This is a genomic window from Streptomyces sp. NPDC007025, assembly GCF_042869455.1.
In the GTDB taxonomy this organism is placed as follows: Bacteria; Actinomycetota; Actinomycetes; order Streptomycetales; family Streptomycetaceae; genus Streptomyces.
Genome location: NZ_JBIAFT010000015.1, coordinates 126,516 through 147,829, shown reverse-complemented (window position 1 = coordinate 147,829; position 21,314 = coordinate 126,516). Strand labels below are relative to the sequence as shown.

Genomic DNA, 21,314 nt, shown 5'->3' with positions numbered 1-21,314 from the left:
GCGGTTACCCGTCCAGCACGGCATTCGTGACGGTTCTGGTGCACAAACGGGTGGCGCTCGAGCAAGGTTGTTGTTCCGAGTGGCTGGTGACGGGGCGCGGGATGGTGCCGCACTGCCCCGTTCCGGCCGTGACCGGTGGTCGCCCGACGACATCCGAGTGAGCGACGGTCCGGTCGTGCGCCCAGATTGACAAGGGGCTGGCCAGGGATAGGCCAGAACCCTCTTCTCCCCCGCACCTCCCGGTGTCAAACGGTGTGGACGGCAGGCGAACTGGACCGACGGAGTCCGAAAGACGCCCTTGCGGGGCCGGAATACCGCCGCGAATACTCCAGGCAGCGTTTGTCAGGAGCACGCTTGGTTTCCCTGATCGGGAGGAAAAGTGAAGACCAAACGCACAAAAGCCAACGACAGCACGGCCGGACGCAGACGCACCCGGCTGATCGCCGTCGCGTCGGGCATGGTGGCGGCCGGGGCACTGATCGTGCCCGCCACGGCCGCCGCGGAAGCTCCGTCCCCCCACACCTTCACCGCGAGCCAGCTCGGCTCGGCGAGCGACGCCGTGCGCGCGGCGGATGTCGCCGGCACGGCCTGGCACGTCGACAAGAAGAGCGACAAGGTCGTCGTCGCGGTCGACAGCCGCGTCTCGGACGCCGACATCGCCCGGATCCGGCACAGTGCCGGGAAGAACGCGGGCGCGGTGGAGATCGAGCACGTCAAGGGTACGTTCAAGAAGTACCTCTCGGGCGGGGACGCCATCTACTCGGGTTCCTACCGTTGCTCGCTGGGCTTCAACGTCCGCAGCGGCAGCACGTACTACTTCCTGACCGCCGGGCACTGCACCGAGGGCGGCGGCGACTGGTACACCAACTCCAGTCACTCCACCCGCATCGGGCCCACCGTCGGCTCCAGCTTCCCGGGTAACGACTACGGGATAGTGCGCTACGACAACACCTCGATCTCGCACCCCGGCACCGTCGGAGGGCAGGACATCACCAGTGCCGGCACCCCGTCCGTGGGTCAGACCGTGACCCGGCGCGGCAGCACCACCGGCACCCACAGCGGCCAGGTGACCGGGCTCAACGCCACGGTCAACTACGGCGGCGGCGACATCGTCTACGGCCTCATCCGCACCACCGTGTGCGCGGAGCCGGGCGACAGCGGCGGCCCCCTCTACCGGGGCAGCACCGCACTCGGCCTCACCTCCGGCGGCAGCGGCAACTGCAGCAGCGGTGGGACGACCTTCTTCCAGCCGGTCACCGAGGCGCTCAACGCGTACGGCGTGAACGTCTACTGACGCAGCGCCACCCGTGCCGGCCGAGCACCGCTCGGTCCTGTGCCCGTACACGCTCCCTGGGTGTGTGTACGGGCACTTCCGCGTGTGCGGGCGGACCCGTCTCCGCGGGGCGTCCTCGTGCGGACTGCGGACTGCGGACTGCGGACTGCGGACTGCGGACTGCGGACTGCGGGTCGCGAATGGGTCCATTCTCCGGCGGGGCGTCTTTGTGCGCACATGCGCGGGTGTGTTGGCGTGCGCGACGGCGCCACGTCGCCGCACGCGGGTGGACGTGGGGCGACATGCCTCGTCGTGCTGCCGCAATTCGGCCGCCTGGGCGACGAATACCGGACAGGTCCATGCCTTACCTCATGAACACGCGGTGTCGCCCGTCGTGTTCGTTCCGCCGGACGTCAGGGACAGGATGGGACGTTCGGCATCTTGACAGCCGGACCGAACTTCCGGTCGGCTGACGTGATCTGGACCTTGTGCGGAGGTCGGGGGGATCGCAATACTCGGCGCACAAGTTGGCATGGACGCGACTTTCTCTTGGGCAAGAGGGCCGTGTCCGTACATCCTCCGGGACCACCCCGCTCCGGGGCGGTCCCAACCCCCCACTGGAGGTATCACCTTGTCCGACCACCGACGCGTACCCAAGAGGCGGATAATGCTGGCCGGCGCGGGCGCCGCGGCCCTCGCGGCCGGCGCGCTCACGGTCACCACCGCCAACGCCGCGCCCGAGGCCCCCTCGGTCAAGACTCTCTCCGCCGGCTCGGCATCGAAGCTGGCCTCGAAGCTCACCTCGGACATCAAGGGTGACGCGGGCGCCTACTACGACGCCAAGGCCAAGCAACTCGTTGTCAACGTGACCGACGAGGCGGCCAAGGAGAAGGCCGAGGCGGCCGGAGCCAGGGCCCGGGTCGTCGAGCACACGCTCTCCCAGCTCACCTCCGCCAAGAAGGCGCTCACCGAGAACGACGTGACGGGCACGGCCCGCGCCGTCGACGTGAAATCCAACAAGGTGGTCGTCACCGCGGACAGCACGGTCAAGGGCGCCGAGCTGGCCAAGCTCAAGAAGCAGCTCAAGGCCCAGGGCGGCAAGGCCGAGCTGAAGCGCACCGAGGGCAAGTTCACCACCAAGATCGCCGGTGGGGACGCCATCTGGGGCGACGGCGGCCGCTGCTCGCTCGGCTTCAACGTCACCACCGCGGACGGCGAGCCCGGCTTCCTGACCGCGGGCCACTGCACCACCGCGATCTCCTCGTGGTCCGACTCGCAGGGCGGCCAGCCCATCGCGGAGAGCGGGGAGGGCAAGTTCCCGGGCAACGACTACGGCATCGCCACCTACACCGGCGACACCGACCACCCGAGCGAGGTGGACCTGTACGACGGCAGCACCCAGGCCATCTCCGGCGCCGGAGAGGCCGAGGTGGGCCAGACGGTCACCCGCAGCGGCAGCACCACCCAGGTGCACGACGGCACGGTCAAGGCGCTGGACGCCTCCGTCTCCTACCCGGAGGGCACCGTCAACGGGCTGATCCAGACCGACGTGTGCGCCGAGCCGGGCGACAGCGGCGGCTCGCTCTTCGCGGGCGACAAGGCGCTGGGCCTCACCTCCGGCGGCAGCGGTGACTGCTCCTCCGGCGGCGAGACCTACTTCCAGCCGGTGCCCGCCGCGCTCGACGCGCTCGGTGCCGAGATCGGCTGACCCCGCGGGACCGGCCGGCCCCGGCCGGCCGGCCGACGGGCCCGGCCCCCGCACGGGATCCTGGTGAGCCCCTCCGGAAGGGGCTCGGAACCCCCCACAGCGGAACCCCCCGGACGCGGTCCGGGGGGTTCCGTGCTGCTGTGCCGCTGCCGGGCGGCGTTCTTCCGTGCCACCGGACGGAGGACGAGGGCGCCCGCACCCGGTCGGGGGCCGGCCCGCTCCGGCGTCTCGCCGGACCGTTCCGGACGTCCCGGTGGTCAGCCCAGTTCGGCGGCGACCAGCTCGGCGATCTGCACGGCGTTGAGCGCGGCGCCCTTGCGCAGGTTGTCGTTGGACAGGAAGAGCGACAGGCCGTGCTCGACCGTCTCGTCGGCGCGGATCCGGCCCACGTAGCTGGCGTCCTTGCCCGCGGCCTGGAGCGGGGTGGGGATCGGGGACAGTTCCACGCCCGGCGCCGCGGCGAGCAGCTCGGCGGCCCGCTCGGGGCTGAGCGGGTGTGCGAAGCGGGCGTTGACCTGCAGCGAGTGGCCGGTGAAGACGGGGACGCGCACGCAGGTGCCGGAGACCTTCAGCGCGGGGATGTCCAGGATCTTGCGGCTCTCGTTGCGGAGCTTCTGCTCCTCGTCGGTCTCGGCCAGGCCGTCCTCGACGATCGAGCCGGCCAGCGGCAGCACGTTGAAGGCGATGGGCCGCTTGAACTTGTCCGGCTCGGGGAAGTCCACCGCCTCGCCGTCGAAGGCGAGCCGGGCGGCGTCGTTCTCCACCGCCTTGCGTGCCTGGCCGTCCAGTTCGGCGACGCCCGCCAGGCCGCTGCCGGAGACCGCCTGGTAGGTGGCGACGACCAGTGCGGTCAGCTCCGCCTCCGCGTGCAGCGGACGCAGCACCGGCATCGCGGCCATGGTGGTGCAGTTCGGGTTGGCGATGATGCCCTTGGGGCGCCGGCGGGCCGCTTCCGGGTTCACCTCGGAGACGACCAGCGGCACCTCGGGGTCCATCCGCCAGGCCGAGGAGTTGTCGATGACGACCGGGCCCTGGGCCGCGACCTTCTCGGCGATCGCCTTGGAGGTGGCACCGCCCGCGGAGAACAGGACGATGTCCAGACCGGCGTAGTCGGCCGTGGCCGCGTCCTCGACGGTCACCTCGCCGCTCTTCCAGGGCAGCGTCCGGCCCGCGGAGCGCGCGGAGGCGAACAGCCGCAGTTCGTCGACCGGGAAATCACGCTCGGCCAGAATCTCGCGCATCACTGTGCCGACCTGACCGGTGGCTCCGACAATCCCGACCTTCATGGGGCTCCTTCTGCTGAACGCGCGGCCTTGTGGGTTCGTCCCGCCGCGCTGGTCTCGTGCGTGTCCCGCGTGCCCCTACCCTGCACGGTGCCGGGTACGGGGTGCCAGCACTTTGATTTGGGTCACAGCCCGGCACGGTGGCACCGGCGCCGAGTGGTACCGGCATCGGGGGAGCCGGCGCCGTGCCGCCGGCCCCGGGGGTTCACGCGCGGGGCGTGCGCAGCCCGGCGGTCAGCCCCCGCAGACAGCGTACGGCGAGTGCGGCGGGACCCTGTTCCGGATCGTCGGAATCCGCTTCGCCGGCCGACCAGGTCTCCATCGCGATCCGCATGGCGGCATTGGCCGCGCTCGCCGTCAGCCGCAGCTCCAGCGGGTCGGTGTCCTCGCGGGCGAGCCCGGCCAGTACAGGTACCAGTGCCTCCTCCGTCTCCGCGTGCACCCCCAGCCACACCGATCGCAGCGCCGGATCGCCGGGGACGGCGCGCAGCAGCCCCCTGGTGCTCTCCAGTGCCTCGGCCTGGAGGTCCGCGTACGGCCCGGCCGGGGTGAGCGCCGCCCGGACGGCGTGCTCCAGGGCCTGGGCCACGGGCAGCTCGGCGGGTGCGGTGGCCAGGTCGGCCAGCCATTGGCGTACGCCGCCGGTCAGCAGCGGAGCGACCGCCTCCTCCTTGGTGCGGAAGTAGCGGTAGAAGGTGCGCAACGAGACGCCCGACGCGCGGGCGATCCCCTCCGCAGTGACGCTCGCCGCGCCATGTGCGGAGAACAGTCCGGCGGCGTGCCGCGCGATCTCCCGTTCGGTCTCGGCCTTGCGGCGCTCGGTGAGGGAGGGGCGGGTGGTGTGCGGGGTCGGCCTGTCGGGCTGGGAGGTCATGGGCGGAAGCGTATGTCAGAGATCACGCAGGTTTACGTGATGCGTCGATATGGCACGTCGTGCCATTCAGGCGTACTGTGACCAGGTACGCGCCCGAAACGGGCATCCCACATCAGAAGGGAAGTCGGTCATGAACCGCTTCACCGGCCGCAGGGTCCTGGTCACCGGAGCCGGCTCCGGCATCGGCCAGGCCACCGCGCTGCGGATACTCGCGGAGGGCGGCAGTGTCGCCGCCACCGACATCGCCGAGGCCGGACTGGAGAAGACCCGCGCGCTGGCCGCCGAGGCGGGCACGGACGGGCGGCTGAGCCGGGCAGTCCTCGACATCGCCGACGAGGACTCCGTGCGTGCGCGGGTCGATGCCGCCGTCGAGCGCTTCGGAGGCCTGGACGTGCTGGTCAACGCGGCGGGCATCCTCGATTCGCGGCACACCGGGGCGATGACCCTGGAGTTCTGGAACCGGATCATCGGCGTCAACCTCACCGGCACCTTCCTGGTGACCCGGCAGGCGCTGCCCGCGCTGCTGGCGGCCGGAAAGGGGGTCGTCGTCAACTTCAGCTCGACCTCGGCGAGCTTCGCGCATCCCTACATGGCCGCCTATGCCGCTTCCAAGGGCGGCATCCAGTCCTTCACGCACGCCGTCGCGGCCGAGTACGGCAAGCGGGGGCTGCGGGCCGTCTGCGTGGCGCCCGGCTCCATCGATTCCGGTATGACCCGGGCCCCGGGGCTGCCCGGGGATGCCGACCCCGAGCTGTTCACGAAGCTCGCACCGGCCCTCGGGGAGGGGTTCGCCGGCCCGGAGACCGTGGCGGGCGCCATCGCGATGCTGGCCTCCGAGGACGGCGCCTTCATCACCGGTACCGAACTGCGCATCGACGGCGGCACCCATATGTGAGCCGGCCGGCTCCCGGTGGCCGGCCCCGGTCGGCCCGCCCCCGAGCCCGCCACGGCCCCCGCTCCCGGCGGCCCGTCACTCCGGTGGCCGCCCCCGTGCGGCGGCGGGAGCGGCGGCGTGGTGTGCTATTCGAATACAGATTCGATAGCTGGTCTATTGTGGTTGCTCGGGACAGAGGGGGGTGCTGAGGCAGGAGGTGGTGCGGACGATGTCGGCGTTCACACATCTGCACGTGGCCTCCGGCTTCTCCATGCGCTTCGGTGCCTCGCACCCCGAGACCCTCGCCGAGCGGGCGGCCGAACGGGGAATGGCCGCCGTCGCCCTCACCGACCGGGACGGCGTCGCGGGTGCCGTCCGCTTCACGAAGGCGTGCGCCCGCGCCGGGGTGCGCCCGGTGTACGGGGTCGACCTCGCGATCGGGCCACCGTCGGACCAGCCGGACGTGCAGGGCGGGGAGCGGCGCCGTACACCGGTCAGAGGCGGGCGCTTCGTCGACGAGTCCGCCCGGCGCGCCGTCTTCCTCGCCCGCGACGGCGCCCGCGGCTGGGCCGAACTGTGCCGGATGGTCACCGAGGCGCACGCCGCCGGGCAGGACGCGCCGCTCCTTGCGCGGACCGCGCTGCGCGGCGGCGCCGTGACGGTGCTGCTGGGTACCGGCTCCGACGTCGGGCGCGCCCTCGCCGCGGGCCGCCCCGACCGCGCGGCTGCGCTCCTGGGATGGTGGCGCGAGATCTACGGTGACGCGCTCCGGCTGGCCGTCTCCGCCGCAGGGCCGCTGCGCGAGGCCGCCAGAGCGCTGGGACTGGCGGCGCAGGAGGGCGTCGCACCCGTGCTGACCAACGCCGTGCGCTACGCCGATCCGGCGCCGTCCGCCGAGGTGAACGTCGCCGACGTGCTGGACGCCGCCCGCCGCCTCGTCCCCGTCGACCCGCGCGCGGGGCTCGACAGCGGTGAGCGCTGGCTGAAGGGGCCGGCGGAGATGGCCGCAGCCGCGGAGCGGATCGCCGAGGCCGCCGGATACCGGCGCAGCACCGCACACCGCCTGCTCGCCCTCACCGAGGAGACCGCGGAGAGCTGCCGGGTCGACCCCGAGGAGGATCTGGGCCTGGGCCGGGTCCACTTCCCCGAGTCCCGGCTGGCCGGCACCGGCGGCCGCACCGCCGTGCGGGTCCTGCGCTCCCGCTGCGCCGCCGCGATGGTCGCCCGCCGCTACGACCGGCAGCCCGCCCGCTGGCGACGGCTGGAGGACGAGTTGGCCGTCATCGAGAAGCTCGGCTACTCCTCGTACTTCCTGACCGTCGCCCGCATCGTCGAGGACGTGCGGGAGCGGGGCATCCGGGTCGCCGCGCGCGGCTCGGGCGCCGGGTCGTTCGTCAACCATCTGCTGGGCATCGCGCACGCCGACCCGGTCGAGCACGGGCTGCTGATGGAGCGGTTCCTCTCCCCGCGCCGGGCCGAGCTGCCGGACATCGACATCGACGTGGAGTCGGCCCGGCGGCTGGAGGTCTACCGCGCGGTCTTCGAACGCTTCGGCGAGGAGCGGGTGGCCGCCGTCGCCATGCCCGAGACCTACCGGGTGCGGCACGCCATCCGCGACGTGGGCGCGGCGCTGGCGCTGGACCCGGCCGAGACCGACCGGCTGGCCAAGGCGTTCCCGCACATCAGGGCGCGGGACGCGCGCTCCGCGCTGGCCGAGCTGCCGGAGCTGGCGGAGCTGCGGCGGGAGGCGGCCGAGGGGGCGCCCGCCGGGCACGGGGAGCGCTTCTGGGAGCTGGTCGAGGCGCTGGACGGGCTGCCCCGCGGGCTGGCCATGCACCCGTGCGGACTGCTGCTCTCGGACGCGTCGCTGCGTGCCCGTACGCCCGTCGTGCCCACCAGCGGCGAGGGCTTCGCGATGGCGCAGTTCGACAAGGACGACGTGGAGGACCTCGGACTGCTCAAGCTGGATGTGCTGGGTGTGCGGCTCCAGTCGGCGATGGCGTACGCGGTCGCCGAGGTGGAGCGTGCGGCGGGGGAGCGGATCGACCTGGACGCGGTCCCGGAGGGTGACCGGGCCACCTATGAGCTGATCCGCTCCTCCGAGACACTGGGCTGCTTCCAGATCGAGTCGCCGGGCCAGCGCGAACTGATCGGCCGGCTCCAGCCGGAGACCTTCCACGACCTGGTCGTGGACATCTCCCTCTTCCGGCCGGGGCCCGTCGGCGCCGACATGGTCCACCCGTTCGTCGAGGCCCGGCACGGGCGGCGCCGCATCCGCCATCCGCATCCCGATCTGGCGGAGCCGCTGGCCGAGACGTACGGCGTCGCGGTCTTCCACGAGCAGGTGATCCGCGTTCTCTCGCGGTTCACCGGCTGCGACCGCGGCCGGGCGGACGAGGTGCGGCGGGTGCTCAAGGACGACGAGCAGCGTCCCGCAGCGAAGCTCTGGTTCGAACGCGCGGCGGCGCGCCGGGGGTTCGCGGCCGGGACCGTCGCGCAGGCCTGGGAGATCGTGGAGTCCTTCGGCTCCTACGGGTTCTGCAAGGCGCACGCCGTGGCGTTCGCCGTGCCGACCTACCAGTCCGCGTGGCTCAAGGCGCACCGTCCCGCCGCCTTCTATGCCGGGATCCTGGAGCACGACCCGGGGATGTACCCCAAGCGGCTGCTGCTGGCGGACGCCCGGCGGCGCGGGGTTCCGGTGCTGCCGCTGGAGGTGAACCGGTCCGCGGCCTCCTATCGGATCGAACTGGAGTCCGAATCCGGGGTGTGGGGGCTGCGCCTCGCGCTCGGTGAGGTGCAGGGCATCAGCGAGGCCGACGCGGCCCGTATCGAGGCCGGGCAGCCCTACGACTCGCTCGCGGACTTCTGGCGCCGGGCCCGCCCCTCCCGGCCCGTGGCCGAACGCCTCGCCCAGGTCGGCGCGCTGGACGCCTTCGCCCCCGGCGGCAACCGCCGCGACCTGCTGCTGCACCTCGCCGAACTGCACCGCACCCAGCGTGCGGCCGGAGCGCGCGAGGGGCAGCTCGCACTGGGCGAGGGCGCCGCGCCCGCGGACCGGGCCCCGCAGCAGGCCGAACCGGTCCACCTGCCCGACTTGGACAGGGGCGAGCGGCTCGGCGCCGAACTCGACGTCCTGGGCATGGACACCTCCCGCCACCTGATGACCGACCACGTCGCCTTCCTGCGGGAACTGGGCGCCCGTTCGGCCCGTACCCTGCGCACGGCACGGCACGGCGAGACGGTGCTGATCGCCGGGGCCAAGGCCGCCACCCAGACCCCGCCGCTCGCCTCGGGCAAGCGCGTCATCTTCACCACCCTGGACGACGGCACCGGCCTGTCCGACCTCGCCTTCTTCGAGGACGCGCACGCCGCCTGCGCCCACACCGTCTTCCACTCCTGGCTGCTGCTGGTGCGCGGCGTCGTCCAGCGCCGCGGGCCGCGCAGCCTCACCGTCGTCGGCTCCGCCGCCTGGGACCTGGCCGAACTGGTCGAGTTGCGCCGCACCGGCGGCCTGGAGGCGGTCACAGCCAGGCTGGCGGAGCCGCCCAAGGGCGGTCCGCAGCCCGCCGACGGTCCGGGCCGCACCCTCCAGGTCGCCCCCGGATACGAGATGCACCCCTGGGCGGATCTGCGCCCCGCGGGCGAGACGACGGGCTCGGCCAGGGCGCTGCGCAGGATGTGGCACTCCAGCCCGGGGAGCGCGGGATGAGCGGCCCGGCGCCGGCGCCGGCCGGACCCCGGCGATCCCACGTGCTCTATGTACACCTCGACGGCGCCGGGGCCGCCGGGCCCGGACGCCACGACGCGCTTCTCGCCCTCCTCACCGACATCACCCCCGTCGTCCAGGCCCTGCCGCCGGACGCCGCGCTCGCCGACGTCCAAGGCGCGCTGCGGTACTTCGGACGGGACGCCGTCGACCTGGCACGGCTCGTGCGGCTGCGCGCCCTCGCGCTGTACGGCACCGACTGCACCGTCGGGGTCGCAGCCAATCCACTGCTGGCGCGGATGGCCGCACAGGCGGGGGAGCCGGGGCGGGTGCGCGAGGTGCGCCCCGAGGACGCGGCCGGCTTCCTCGACCGCAGACCGGTGGCCGCGCTGCACGGGGTCGGCCCCGCGACGGCGCGTGCGCTGTGCGCCTACGGCCTCGACAGCGTCGGCCGGCTCGCCGCCGCGCCGCCCGCCACCCTCCAGCGGATCCTCGGCGCCGCAGCGGGGCGGCGGCTGCACGAGCGGGCGCGGGGGATCGACCCCGCGCCCGTCACCCCCACGGCACCGCCGCGCTCCGCGGGCGCCGAGCACCGTTTCGAACGGGACGAACTCGACGCCGCCCGGCGCCGCGGCGCGCTGCTCACCCTCGCCGACGGGCTGGGGTTCCGGCTGCGGGCCGAGGGGCAGGTGGCCCGGGCCCTCACGCTCACCGTCCGCTATGCCGACCGCACCGCCACCACCCGTACCCGCAGGCTGCCCGAACCCACCGCGCACACCCCCGGACTGACCGCCGCCGCCTACGCGCTGCACGACGCGCTGGGCCTGCAGCGCGCCAGGGTCCGGGGCCTGGCGCTCCGCGCCGAGGAGCTGACGGCGGCCGAACTCGCCTCCCACCAGCTTTCGTTCGACGTCCGCGAGGAGAAGGCCCGCCGTGCAGAGGCGGCGGCCGACCGTGCCCGCCGCCGCTTCGGCGCGGCCGCGGTGCGTCCGGCCGGAGCGGATCCGCCGAAAGCTGCCTGAGGCGCCCCGGCCTCCCGGGACGCCGCAGACCGCCCATGCTCACTCCGCCGCGCGGAACCTCCGCAGCCGCAGGCTGTTGCCCACCACGAACACCGAGGAGAACGCCATCGCCGCGCCCGCGATCATCGGGTTCAACAGGCCGGCGGCGGCGAGCGGCAGTGCGGCCACGTTGTAGGCGAAGGCCCAGAAGAGGTTGCCCTTGATGGTGCCCAGGGTGCGCCGGGAGAGCCGGATGGCGTCGGCGGCCGACCGCAGGTCGCCCCGTACCAGGGTCAGGTCCCCGGCCTCGATGGCCGCGTCCGTCCCGGTGCCCATCGCCAGCCCCAGGTCGGCCTGTGCGAGCGCCGCCGCGTCGTTGACGCCGTCGCCGACCATGGCGACCGAGCGTCCCTCGTCCTGGAGCCGCTTGACCACGCCGACCTTGTCCTCGGGCATGACCTCGGCGATCACGTCGCCGGCCGGGATGCCGACCTCGGCGGCCACCGACTCGGCCACGGCCCGGTTGTCACCGGTCAGCAGCACCGGGGTCAGCCCCAGCGCCCGCAGTCGCCGGACAGCTCCGGCGCTGCTGGGCTTCACCGCGTCGGCGACCTCCAGTACGGCGCGCGCCTCACCGTCCCAGGCGACCGCGATCGCGGTACGTCCGGCCCGCTCGGCCTCCTCCTTGGCCGCGGCCTGCGCGGGCGGCAGCTCCATCGCCCACTCCCGCAGCAGCTTCTCGCGTCCGACCAGCACCGCGTGACCCTCGACGACCCCCTGGACACCGAGCCCGGGGACATTGGTGAAGTCTTCGGGGACCGGCAGCGTGCCGTGCTCCCGCTCGGCACCCCTGGCCACCGCCTGCGCGATGGGGTGCTCGGAGGCGTTCTCCAGGGCGCCCGCCAGCCGCAGCGCCTCCCCCCTGGCGACTCCCTCCGCCAGGTGCACGGCCAGCAGCGTCATCTCGCCGGACGTCACCGTGCCGGTCTTGTCCAGCACCACGGTGTCCGCCTTGCGAGTCGTCTCCAGCACCTCCGGGCCCTTGATCAGGATGCCGAGCTGGGCGCCGCGTCCGGTGCCGACCATCAGCGCGGTCGGGGTGGCCAGGCCCAGCGCGCAGGGGCAGGCGATGATCAGGACGGCGACGGCGGCGGTGAACGCGGCCGTCGCTCCGGCGCCGGCCACCAGCCAGCCGCCGAGGGTGGCCAGCGCGAGCACGATCACCACGGGGACGAAGACCGCCGAGATCCGGTCCGCGAGCCGCTGCGCCGCGGCCTTGCCGTTCTGCGCGTCCTCGACCAGCGCGGCCATCCGGGCCAGCTGGGTGTCGGAGCCCACGCGGGTGGCCTCCACCACCAGCCGTCCGCCCGCGTTGAGCGTCGCGCCGGTGACGCCGTCCCCGACACCGACCTCGACGGGCACGGACTCGCCGGTGAGCATCGAGGCGTCCACCGCGGAGCTGCCCTCGGTGACGGTGCCGTCCGTCGCGATCTTCTCGCCGGGGCGGACGACGAAGCGGTCGCCGACGGCCAGCTCCTCGGTGCGGATCCGCAGCTCGCGACCGTCCCGCAGGACGGTCACCTCCTTGGCGCCCAGCTCCAGCAGCGCCCTGAGCGCCGCACCCGCCTTCCGCTTGGAGCGGGCCTCGAAGTACCGCCCGGCGAGGATGAAGGCGGTGACACCGGCGGCGGCCTCCAGATAGATGTTCCCCGCGCCGTCGCTGCGCCCGATCGACAGCTCGAAGGGGTGCGTCATCCCGGGCATGCCCGCGGTGCCGAAGAACAGCGCCCACAGCGACCAGAGCATCGCGGCCGAGGTACCCAGCGAGACGAGGGTGTCCATGGTGGCCGCGCCGTGCCGCGCGTTGGTCCAGGCGGCGCGGTGGAAGGGCCAGGCGCCCCAGACCACGACGGGCGCGGCGAGGGTGAGGGAGAGCCACTGCCAGTACGTGAACTGGAGCGCGGGGATCATCGCCATCGCGATGACCGGCACCGCCAGGACCGCCGAGCCGACCATCCGCTCGCGCAGGGTGCGCAGCTCGTCGTCCCCGCCGTCCGCGGGGGGCGGGCCCTCGCCGCCGCCGTGCTCCGGCATCGGCTCCGGGTGCCGGGGCGCGGGCGGGGCCGCCGTGTAGCCGGTGGCCTCGACGGTGGCGATCAGATCGGTGATCTGGACGCCGTCGGCCATGCCGACCTTGGCCTTCTCCGTCGCGTAGTTGACGCTGGCGGTGACGCCGTCCATCCGGTTGAGCTTCTTCTCGACGCGGGCGGCGCAGGAGGCGCAGGTCATACCGCCGATCGCCAGCTCGACCTCGGTCTGCGCGGCGGGGCGTCCGGCGCCCGCGGTCCGCTCCGTGCTCTCATGCGTCGCGGTCATCACGTCTCCTCGGCGGTGCCCGGCCGGATGCCGGGGCCTGGGTGTTCTCCGCCCCACTCTGTCATACCCGCCTGGGGTATCGGTGGGGCCGAGGTCCTGTATACCCCCACCCCGTACCTGACGCAAGGGGTTCCCGGGGTGCGCGAAGGGGTGCCCCGGGGTTCGCTCCGGTGATCCGCAGCCGTCCCCGGGGGGCGGGGTCCGGGACGGGGCGGAAACCTCCCGGTAACAAATTCGTGCGCGACTACTGGCCAGTGACCTTACTCGCGCGTAAGTTGACGGCGGTTCAAACAGCTCCGCTCCCCCCATCCCTCACAGCACGAGGAGCCGGACATGAAGCTGAAGCCGTCAACACCGGCAGCGTCGTCGACGACACCGGCGCCGCCGTCGGACAAACCCCTCCGCAGATCGCGCATCCGCAGGTCGGCGGCCGCCGCGCTGGCCCTGGCCGTCGCGGCGGTCGTGGCACTGCCCGCCACCGCCACCGCGGCGCCGGAGAGCGCACGCACCACCAGCGGCTGGAACGACTACTCCTGCAAACCGTCCGCGGCGCACCCACGCCCCGTCGTACTGGTCCACGGCACCTTCGGCAACTCCGTGGACAACTGGCTGGGGCTCGCCCCCTACCTGGTCAGGCGCGGCTACTGCGTCTTCTCGCTGGACTACGGGCAGCTGCCGGGCAAGCCCTTCTTCCACGGACTCGGCCCCATCGAGGACTCCGCCGGGCAGCTCTCCGCCTACGTCGACAAGGTGCTCGACTCCACCGGCACCGGCCAGGTCGACATCGTCGGCCACTCGCAGGGCGGCATGATGCCCCGGTACTACCTCAAGTTCCTCGGCGGTGCCCCCAAGGTGAACGCCCTCGTCGGCATCGCCCCCAGCAACCACGGCACCACCCTCAGCGGTCTGGCCGTGCTCGCCGACCAGTTCCCGCCCGTCGGCGACGTGGTCGACGAGATCGGCCCGGCGCTGCTCCAGCAGAAGAAGGGCTCCGACTTCCTGGAGAAGCTCAACGCGGGCGGCGACACGGTGCCCGGCGTCGCCTACACCGTGATCGCCACCAGGTACGACGAGGTCGTCACGCCCTACCGGACGCAGTTCCTCGACGGGCCGGACGTCAAGAACGTGACGCTCCAGGACCTGTGCCCGGTCGACATCTCCGAGCACCTGGCCATCGCGCTCGTCGACCGGGCGGCCTGGCACGAGACGGCGAACGCGCTCGACCCGGCGCACGCCACCCGCACCAGCTGCTTCTCCTGAGGCGGATCCGCCCTCTCCCGGGGCGGACCGGCGCCGGGGCTCACCCCTCGGTGTGAATCTTCTCGGCGTACCGCGGGCCGTAGTACTCCTCCAGGAACTCCAGGGAGTCCTCGGTCCGGTCGAGGGTCTTGGCCAGCCGGGCGCGGTTCGGCAGCGCGTCCGGCTGCCAGGTCTCCGGATCCCAGGTACCGGAGCGCAGGAACGCCTTGGAGCAGTGGTGGAAGACCTCGTCGATCTCCACCACCAGCGCCAGCGCGGGACGGTGACCGCGCGCCACCATCCCGTCCAGGAACGGCGCCTCGCGCACGATCCGCGCCCGGCCGTTGATCCGCAGCGTGTGACCGCGGCCCGGCACGAAGTGGATCAGGCCGACGTGCGGGTTGGACAGGATGTTGCGCAGCCCGTCCACCCGCCTGTTGCCCGGCCGCTCGGGCAGGGCGATGGTCCGGTCGTCCAGCACCTCGGTGAACCCCGGCGGATCGCCCTTGGGGGAGACGTCGCAGCTCCCGTCCGCCGCCGAGGTGGCCACCAGGCAGAACGGCGAGCGGGCCAGCCACGCGCGGTCCAGGGGATGCAGCGCGGTACGGGTCTTGTGCACCGCGTGCGGGGCCGGCTGCCCCACCAGGGCCCGCAACTCCTCCTCGGTGGTGACCTCCACCATCCCGTCCGCCGCCCCGAGCGCTGCCGCCTCAGGTGCCGTCATGACCACTCCGCTCCCTCAACCCCGGTAACAGGAACGAGCGTACGGCGCCGCCCGACCCGCTGCGAGGGGGAGGGCGGCGCCGTACCCTGCGATCGGCGCGGTCAGCCGCGCGGCGGGGTCGGCGTGCTGGTCGCCGTCGCCCTGCGGCGGGCGGTGGCGACCAGCACCCCGGCCCCGATTGCGAGCACCGCGGTGCCGCCCGCTGCGAGCGGGACCGTACTGCTGTCGCCACCGGTCTCGGCCAAGTCCGCCTTCTCGGCCGCGTCGCGCGGAGCGGCCCCGCCCTGCGGAGCCGGCCCCTCGCCGCCCGGCCCGGAGCCGGGAGCGGCGGAGCCGTCATCGTGTCCGGCGCCGCCCTCCGCGCCGTGCCCCGAGCCGCCGTCCCCACCGCCGTGCCCGCCGTGGTCCACGGTCGACTTGTCCGCACCCGCCGCGATCCGCTGCTCGTCGGGCACCTTCGGCGCCTTCCCGGCGCCGTCGCCGCCCCCTCCGCCGAAGGTCACGTCCGAGCAGGTGTAGAAGGCCTCCGGGCTGTCCGAGCGCTGCCAGATGCTGTAGATCAGATGGCGCCCTTCCTTCTTCGGCAGGGAGCCGTCGATGACGTAGCTGCCGTCCTTCAGGGCCGGGTCGGTCGCCTCGGCGAAGGGCTCCGATTCCAGGTCGGACCACTTGAGCGGCTCGGACGGGTCGTAGCCGTCCTTGGTGATGTACAGCTCGAAGCCGCCCTTGTGGGGTGCCGTGGCCTGGTACCGGAAGGTGTGCTCGCCCGGCTCCATCGCCGTGGCCGGCCAGTCCGCGCGCGGCAGATCCAGCCCCTTGTACTTGTCCCGGCCCGCGCTGCACAGCTTCCCGTCCGGGATGAGCTCGCGGTGCTTGCCCGCCGCGTTCGGGATGTTGACCTCGTTCCAGTCGTAGAACGCCTGCGTCCCGCTCGCGGCTACCGCCGCCTTGCACGCCGCCGACTGCGGACTCTCGGGCCCCTCGGCGAAGCAGGTGGAGACCCGGCTGACGGGGTCCGCCATGGACCCGTGCGCGGCGGCGGGAGCGGCCGTCGCCAGGGTGAGGGCGAGCGGGGCGAAGCCCAGCGCGGTGATTCCTGCGGCCGTGCGGCGAACGGACATGTGAAGGACTCCTCGTCATGGGGGAAGGCCACCCGGAGGCGGCAGGCGTGGGGGCCGGAACGGGCTCGGGGCGCACCGCCTCCCCAGCGGCGTGCTGCCGAACCCGCCCCGGTGGCCAGCACGTTAGCCACGCCGAGGGCCCGCAACCGCCTGTCGGCGGCCGCTGCCGGGATCCTTAGGGATCACTTAAGGCGGGTCTAAGCACCCCCACAGACTCCCGGCCGCGGCACGCCGCGCGGAACCGCGAGCTGGGCTTGTGCGTTTTCCTCCCGGAACGCCCCGCCCGGCCTCCCGCGGACACCGCCGCGGGCCGAGGCGGACACTCGGCACGAAGGGAGGGAGCAGGCCGTGAACCTGCTGGACCTGCTCCTGATCGTCGCGGCGCTCGCCTACGCCGGTTCCGGATTCCACCGGGGGCTGGTCGCGGGCCTGGTCTCGCTCGCCGGGTTCGTCGGGGGCGCCTCTCTCGGCGTGTGGCTGCTCCCCTATGCCCTCCGCCTCGCGGAGCGCGGTACCACCACCGCCACTCTGCTCGCGCTGCTGACCGTGCTGGTGCCCGCGCTGGCCGGGCACGCGCTGGCCTCCCAGCTCGCCTGGCGGATACGCCACGCGCTCCGCCGGACCCCCGCGCGCTGGGTGGACGGAGTGGGCGGTGCCCTCGTCAACGCCGTCGCCGTCCTCGTCGTCGGCTGGATGGCGGGCAGTGCGCTCGCGGCCTCCCCCTCGCCCGCGCTCAACCAGGCCATACGGGGCTCCGCGCTGCTGGAGGGGGTGCACGAGCGGATGCCCGACAGCGCGGCGACCTGGTTCAACCGCGCCACCGGCGCGCTCACCACGGCGGGCTTCCCGCCGGTCTTCAACCCCTTCGAGCAAGAGCCGGGCGCGTCCGTGCCGCAGCCGTCCGGGGATGCCGTCACCGAGGCGGCGACCTCCGCCGCGCAGCGCAGCACGGTCAAGGTCGAGGGCGTCGCCGACGTGCGGGGCGGCAGGCAGGGGCAGGAGGGCAGCGGGTTCGTCTACGCCCGCGGCCATGTGATGACCAACGCGCACGTCGTCGCCGGTGTCGACGCACCGACCGTCCGGGTCGGCGGTGTCGGCCGCCCCCACCCGGCCCGGGTCGTCCTCTTCGACCCGGACAAGGACATCGCCGTCCTGCACGTGCCGGACCTGGAGGCGCCGCCGCTGCGGTTCGCGGGTGACGCCGGGCGGGGGGACCGGGCCGTGGTGGCCGGCTATCCGGAGAACGGCGGCCTCGACCTGCGCGCCGCGGCCGTGGCGGCCCGCACCCCGGCCCGCGGCCAGGACATCTACGGGGGCTCGCTGACCACCCGCGACATCTACGCCATCCGCTCCCAGGTCCGACCGGGCAACTCCGGCGGGCCGCTGCTGACCTCCGACGGGCGGGTGTACGGCGTCGTGTTCGCGCGCTCGACCACGGACGCGGGGACCGGGTACGCGCTCACCGCCGACCAGGTACGGGGAGCCGCCCGGGCGGCCGCGGACGCCACGGCCGCCGTGGACACCGGGAACCGCTCGGCGCTGTGAGCCCGGGGCCGCCGCCCCGACCGGGGCGGCGGCGCGTCAGAGCCGCTTGACGCACCGCCACTCGGTGGCGACCTCCGCGTAGTCCAGACGCCGGTTGACGGCCAGCATGGGCGCGTTCGTCGCGTCGTTCCCCGTGTAGGCGTGCCGGTAGCCCGCCGCGCGGGCCCGCCGCAGCGCGGCCAGTTTGGCCAGGCGCGCCAGCCCCCGGCCGCGGAAGGCGCGCCGGGTGCCCGTCATCCCCGACCAGTAGCGGTCCACCCCGTCGGTCTGCGCGACGCTGTAGGCCGCGACCCGCCCGTCCACCAGCGCCACACTGCTCAGCTCGGCGTTCCAGTCGGGCCGCTGCCAGCTGTGCCGCAGCCACTGCCCGTACGGTGTCCGGCCCACGGGCACGTCGCCCGGCTCGTCCGCGGCGCACTCGGTGTCGGCTTCGTACAGCGGCCGCAGATCCTCGGCGAACTCGGCGACCCGGTGCAGGGTCACGCCCGGCGGCAGCGGGTCGGGCAGCTCGGGCAGTGCGGCGCCGTCCAGTTCGCGTCCGAGGAAGTGCGCCTGCCGGGAAGGGGCGTAGCCGCGCCGCTCGGCGAACCCGGCGGCGTGCCCTCCCGCGGCGACCCAGCTGTACACCCGCCGCACCGCCAGCCCCGCCAGATACGCCTCGCCCGCGGCCACCAGGGCCGAGCCCGTGCCCCGGCCCCGGCGGCCGGGCGGTACCGCCGTGTGCAGAAAGCCCTGCCCCGGCTCCACGCTTCCCGCGACCAGGCCGGCTTCCGTGCACCCCGTGACCGTGCCGTCCGCGTCCTCGGCCACCAGCAGCCGCCGACGCTGCCCCGCGGGCGCCTGCGCCACCTCCCAGGCGACCGTCTCTGCCGTGCACACCAGATACGGGATCGTCGCGCGGCGGACCGCGGCCACCGACCGGGCGTCGGCGGGGTCGTCGGGGCTGAAGGCGCGGATCCGGGACGTCATGGCGCGGAGGCTACGTCGGCGGCGCGGCGCGGCGCCTCCGGATTTCGCGGGGTGGGGGAGAATCGGCCCGTACCCGCTCGCTCCCCGGAGGACCTGTGCCGCCGCATCCCACGAACGCCCTGGCCATCGACCTCGACCCGGAGGCGCCGGAAGCGCCCTACGAGCAGGTGCGGTCGCGCATCGCCGCGCTCGCCCGCGGTGGCGACCTGCCCACCGGCTACAAACTCCCCACCGTGCGGGGCCTCGCGGAGGAGCTGGGGCTCGCCGCGAACACGGTCGCCAAGGCGTACCGCGCGCTGGAGGCCGACGGCGTCATCGAGACCCGGGGGCGCAACGGCACCTTCATCGCCGCCGCCGGCGGGGTCGCCGAGCGGGAGCTGGCCGAGGCGGCACAGGCGTTCGCCGCCCGCGCGAGGCGGCTGGACGCCGGCCAGGACGCGGCGCTGTCCGCCGCCCGGGACGCGCTGCGCGCCCAGTACGGCGGGTAGCCCGGCCGCTCCCTCCGGGCGGATCGCCGCGCCGGTCCCGGACCGGCGCGGCGATCGCGGCGCGCGACCGGGGATCAGAGGCGGGCCGCGGCCTTGGTGGCGGTGGTGCGGAACGCGGTGACCGGGGCGTCCGGCAGGGTGCCCATCTCGGCCCAGCGCACCACGGTGACCTTCGTGCCCTTGCGGATCACCGCGAACAGGTTCACGCCGTGCTCCGACTCCGGCGGTGCGGTGTGCACGCCGTAGAGGTGTGCGCTGTCCCCGGCGTCGACCGTGCCGTAGTCGTCCCAGGAAGCCGTGCTGCCGGGGTGGTCCCGCAGCCAGTCGGCGGCGCAGCCCGCCGCGCGGTCCGCCAGCTTCGCGGCGAGTTTGTCCGCCGCCTTCACGGACGCGGTCGTGGTGGCGACCTGGGAGGCGTGGGTGTCGTAGTCGGTGCCGAAGAGGCGGTGGTAGGTAGCGGAGGTGTCGGGCACCGCACCGTCCACGCAGAAGGGCTCCGGATCCGGCAGGCCCTTGGTGACCGCACCCTGGTACCAGGGGGACGTGGCGTGCGGGGGCAGGTCGTCGGCGGTCAGGAAGCCCGGTGCCGCGGTCCGGGACGGGCCAGCGGCGGCGGTGGCCGTCGCGGCGGTGAGCAGGACGACGGCGGCGGCGGTGGCCGCGGCGGCGGCGGAGCGAGTACGCATGGTGGGTCCTCCCCCTGGGCGAACTGTCGTGGAGTCAGACCCCCGAGTGCCGCCGATGGTTGTCCGCGCGGGCGGCGCCGGACCCCTGGGGGCCCGGCCCGCGCGGGGCGGTCACAGGCCGGAGGCCGGGGCCGCCGCCCGGCGGTCACAGGTACAGGCCCGCGCTCTCCCGCTGCTGTCCGGGGACGTCGGCGGGCCGCTTGCCCTTCTTCCGGGCGTAGAGCTCCGCGAGGGTGGCACCGTCGCGGCCGACGCCGTCCTCGGTGCCGAGCCAGGCGACCGCCTCCTCACGGCTGAGCGAGCCCACCTCGATCCGGGCCAGGCAGCGCCCGGGCCGCACCACCGCCGGGTGCAGCCGCTCCAGGTCCTCGTTCGTGGTGACCCCCACCAGTACGTTGCGGCCCTGGCCCAGCAGCCCGTCGGTGAGGTTCAGCAGCCGGGAGAGCGCCTGCCCCGCCGCGTACTTGGCCTCGCCGCGGATCAGCTCGTCGCAGTCCTCCAGGAGCAGCAGCCGCCAGCGGCCGGACTCCGGGTCGGAGTCGTCGGAGCCGATGGCGATGTCCATCAGATAGCCGATGTTGTTGAACAGATGCTCGGGGTCCAGGACGCAGTCCACCTGGCACCACTCGCTCCAGGACCGGGCCAGCGTGCGCAGCGCGGAGGTCTTGCCGGTGCCGGGCGGGCCGTGCAGCAGCAGCAGGCGCCCGGAGATCTCGTCCGGGGTGACCTTCATCAGGTCGTCCATGGCGGTGGCCACCCGGGCCGTGTAGTTCTGCCGCACGTCCGACCAGGCGCCGGCGCTGATGGTGCGGGAGGTGCGGCGCGGGCCGCGCATGGGGGAGTGGTACCAGAACCCCATGGACACCTGGTCCTCCTGCGGCTCGGGCTCGTCCTCCGCGCCGTCCACCGCCTGCCGCAGCCGCTGCTCGGCGAGTTCGTCGGTGACCGCCGTGACCGTGACCTCGGCGCCGCGGTTCCAGCGCGAGACACGCGCCGTCCAGCCTTCCCCCTCGGCCAGCACCGAGCCGGAGTTGTCGTCCTTGGCCTCGCGCAGGATCCGCGCGCCCGGCGGCAGCAGGGTGCGCCCCTTCTTGACACGGTCGACGGTGTGGCTGCGCGAGTACGGCTGTTCCCCCAGGGTGAAGCGGCCCAGGAAGAGGGCGTCGATGATGTCGCCGGTGGAGTCGCTGTCGTCGATCTGCAGCCGTGGCACCAGGGCCCGTTCGGGTGCGGTCGGTTCCGGTGCGCCGCTTCCGGCCGCGGCGGCCGCCGCGGTGCCGGGGGCGGGGGTGGCCGGGGGCGTCGTCGAGGTCTCGGAAGCCAGGGCCGCGCTCCTCTGGTCGGGTCGGCGGTCGGTACACATGGACGCCATGATCCGGCATGGCGGCGGCACTCGCACGCGGGTTTCGCGGCGCGCCACCCGCGCATCCAGGAAGCCCGTCCGCCC

Annotated in this window: 16 protein-coding genes; 8 read left to right on the top strand and 8 right to left on the bottom strand. The window is 73.9% G+C overall.

What is annotated here, in order from left to right:
* Positions 1-379 precede the first annotated feature (379 nt).
* Both ACFYMO_RS26890 and ACFYMO_RS26885 read left to right on the top strand, forming a co-directional pair.
* On the top strand, positions 380-1,294 hold the full coding sequence (locus tag ACFYMO_RS26890; RefSeq protein ID WP_366773579.1) for a S1 family peptidase: 915 nt from the start codon (positions 380-382) through the stop codon (positions 1,292-1,294).
* 646 nt (positions 1,295-1,940) lie between these two features.
* Complete coding sequence (locus tag ACFYMO_RS26885) at positions 1,941-2,981, top strand: S1 family peptidase (RefSeq protein ID WP_366773578.1); 1,041 nt, start codon at positions 1,941-1,943, stop codon at positions 2,979-2,981.
* A gap of 257 nt (positions 2,982-3,238) precedes the next feature.
* Here the strand turns inward: ACFYMO_RS26885 and ACFYMO_RS26880 are convergent, their stop codons facing one another.
* Both ACFYMO_RS26880 and ACFYMO_RS26875 read right to left on the bottom strand, forming a co-directional pair.
* A complete protein-coding gene (locus tag ACFYMO_RS26880) occupies positions 3,239-4,267 on the bottom strand; it encodes an aspartate-semialdehyde dehydrogenase (RefSeq protein ID WP_388549547.1) in 1,029 nt (342 codons plus the stop codon).
* A gap of 202 nt (positions 4,268-4,469) precedes the next feature.
* Positions 4,470-5,138 (bottom strand): TetR family transcriptional regulator, encoded by a 669-nt coding sequence (locus ACFYMO_RS26875; RefSeq protein ID WP_366773577.1) that lies wholly within the window; start codon positions 5,136-5,138, stop codon positions 4,470-4,472.
* 130 nt (positions 5,139-5,268) lie between these two features.
* Here ACFYMO_RS26875 and ACFYMO_RS26870 point away from each other — a divergent pair, with 130 nt between their 5' ends.
* The 3 genes from ACFYMO_RS26870 to ACFYMO_RS26860 all read left to right on the top strand — a co-directional run bounded on the left by ACFYMO_RS26870 (position 5,269) and on the right by ACFYMO_RS26860 (position 10,740).
* The gene (locus tag ACFYMO_RS26870; RefSeq protein WP_366773576.1) at positions 5,269-6,033 is read left to right on the top strand and encodes an SDR family NAD(P)-dependent oxidoreductase; all 765 of its coding nucleotides are present in this window, start codon (positions 5,269-5,271) and stop codon (positions 6,031-6,033) included.
* Between the two features lie 208 nt (positions 6,034-6,241).
* Positions 6,242-9,721 carry a DNA polymerase III subunit alpha gene (locus ACFYMO_RS26865; RefSeq protein WP_366773575.1) on the top strand — a complete coding sequence of 1,160 codons (3,480 nt, stop codon included), beginning with the start codon at positions 6,242-6,244 and terminating at the stop codon, positions 9,719-9,721.
* Positions 9,718-10,740 (top strand): helix-hairpin-helix domain-containing protein, encoded by a 1,023-nt coding sequence (locus tag ACFYMO_RS26860; RefSeq protein ID WP_366773574.1) that lies wholly within the window; start codon positions 9,718-9,720, stop codon positions 10,738-10,740. The genes ACFYMO_RS26865 and ACFYMO_RS26860 overlap by 4 nt, the downstream gene beginning before the upstream one ends.
* Positions 10,741-10,779: 39 nt before the next feature.
* On the opposite strand, the gene ACFYMO_RS26855 is transcribed toward ACFYMO_RS26860, so the two are convergent.
* Entirely contained in the window at positions 10,780-13,095 is a 2,316-nt protein-coding gene (locus ACFYMO_RS26855) for a heavy metal translocating P-type ATPase (RefSeq protein WP_366773573.1), read from the bottom strand.
* 333 nt (positions 13,096-13,428) lie between these two features.
* Here ACFYMO_RS26855 and ACFYMO_RS26850 point away from each other — a divergent pair, with 333 nt between their 5' ends.
* Entirely contained in the window at positions 13,429-14,355 is a 927-nt protein-coding gene (locus tag ACFYMO_RS26850) for an alpha/beta fold hydrolase (RefSeq protein WP_366773572.1), read from the top strand.
* Between the two features lie 40 nt (positions 14,356-14,395).
* Here ACFYMO_RS26850 and ACFYMO_RS26845 read toward each other — a convergent pair whose 3' ends face one another.
* Together ACFYMO_RS26845 and ACFYMO_RS26840 are read right to left on the bottom strand one after the other, a co-directional pair.
* Positions 14,396-15,058 carry a pyridoxamine 5'-phosphate oxidase family protein gene (locus tag ACFYMO_RS26845; protein WP_366773571.1) on the bottom strand — a complete coding sequence of 221 codons (663 nt, stop codon included), beginning with the start codon at positions 15,056-15,058 and terminating at the stop codon, positions 14,396-14,398.
* A gap of 101 nt (positions 15,059-15,159) precedes the next feature.
* Positions 15,160-16,179, bottom strand: a complete 1,020-nt coding sequence (locus ACFYMO_RS26840; protein WP_388549542.1) for a lytic polysaccharide monooxygenase — start codon at positions 16,177-16,179, stop codon at positions 15,160-15,162.
* A gap of 348 nt (positions 16,180-16,527) precedes the next feature.
* On the opposite strand from ACFYMO_RS26840, the gene ACFYMO_RS26835 reads away from it, so the two are divergent.
* Positions 16,528-17,724: a MarP family serine protease gene (locus tag ACFYMO_RS26835; protein ID WP_366773569.1), complete on the top strand. Its 1,197-nt coding sequence runs from the start codon at positions 16,528-16,530 to the stop codon at positions 17,722-17,724.
* A gap of 36 nt (positions 17,725-17,760) precedes the next feature.
* On the opposite strand, the gene ACFYMO_RS26830 is transcribed toward ACFYMO_RS26835, so the two are convergent.
* Positions 17,761-18,693, bottom strand: a complete 933-nt coding sequence (locus ACFYMO_RS26830) for a GNAT family N-acetyltransferase (RefSeq protein ID WP_366773568.1) — start codon at positions 18,691-18,693, stop codon at positions 17,761-17,763.
* Between the two features lie 95 nt (positions 18,694-18,788).
* Here ACFYMO_RS26830 and ACFYMO_RS26825 point away from each other — a divergent pair, with 95 nt between their 5' ends.
* A complete protein-coding gene (locus ACFYMO_RS26825; RefSeq protein ID WP_366773567.1) occupies positions 18,789-19,181 on the top strand; it encodes a GntR family transcriptional regulator in 393 nt (130 codons plus the stop codon).
* Between the two features lie 74 nt (positions 19,182-19,255).
* Here the strand turns inward: ACFYMO_RS26825 and ACFYMO_RS26820 are convergent, their stop codons facing one another.
* The gene (locus tag ACFYMO_RS26820; RefSeq protein WP_366773566.1) at positions 19,256-19,867 is read right to left on the bottom strand and encodes a hypothetical protein; all 612 of its coding nucleotides are present in this window, start codon (positions 19,865-19,867) and stop codon (positions 19,256-19,258) included.
* Positions 19,868-20,012: 145 nt separating this feature from the next.
* Complete coding sequence (locus ACFYMO_RS26815; RefSeq protein ID WP_366773565.1) at positions 20,013-21,230, bottom strand: DUF5925 domain-containing protein; 1,218 nt, start codon at positions 21,228-21,230, stop codon at positions 20,013-20,015.
* Positions 21,231-21,314: the final 84 nt, after the last annotated feature.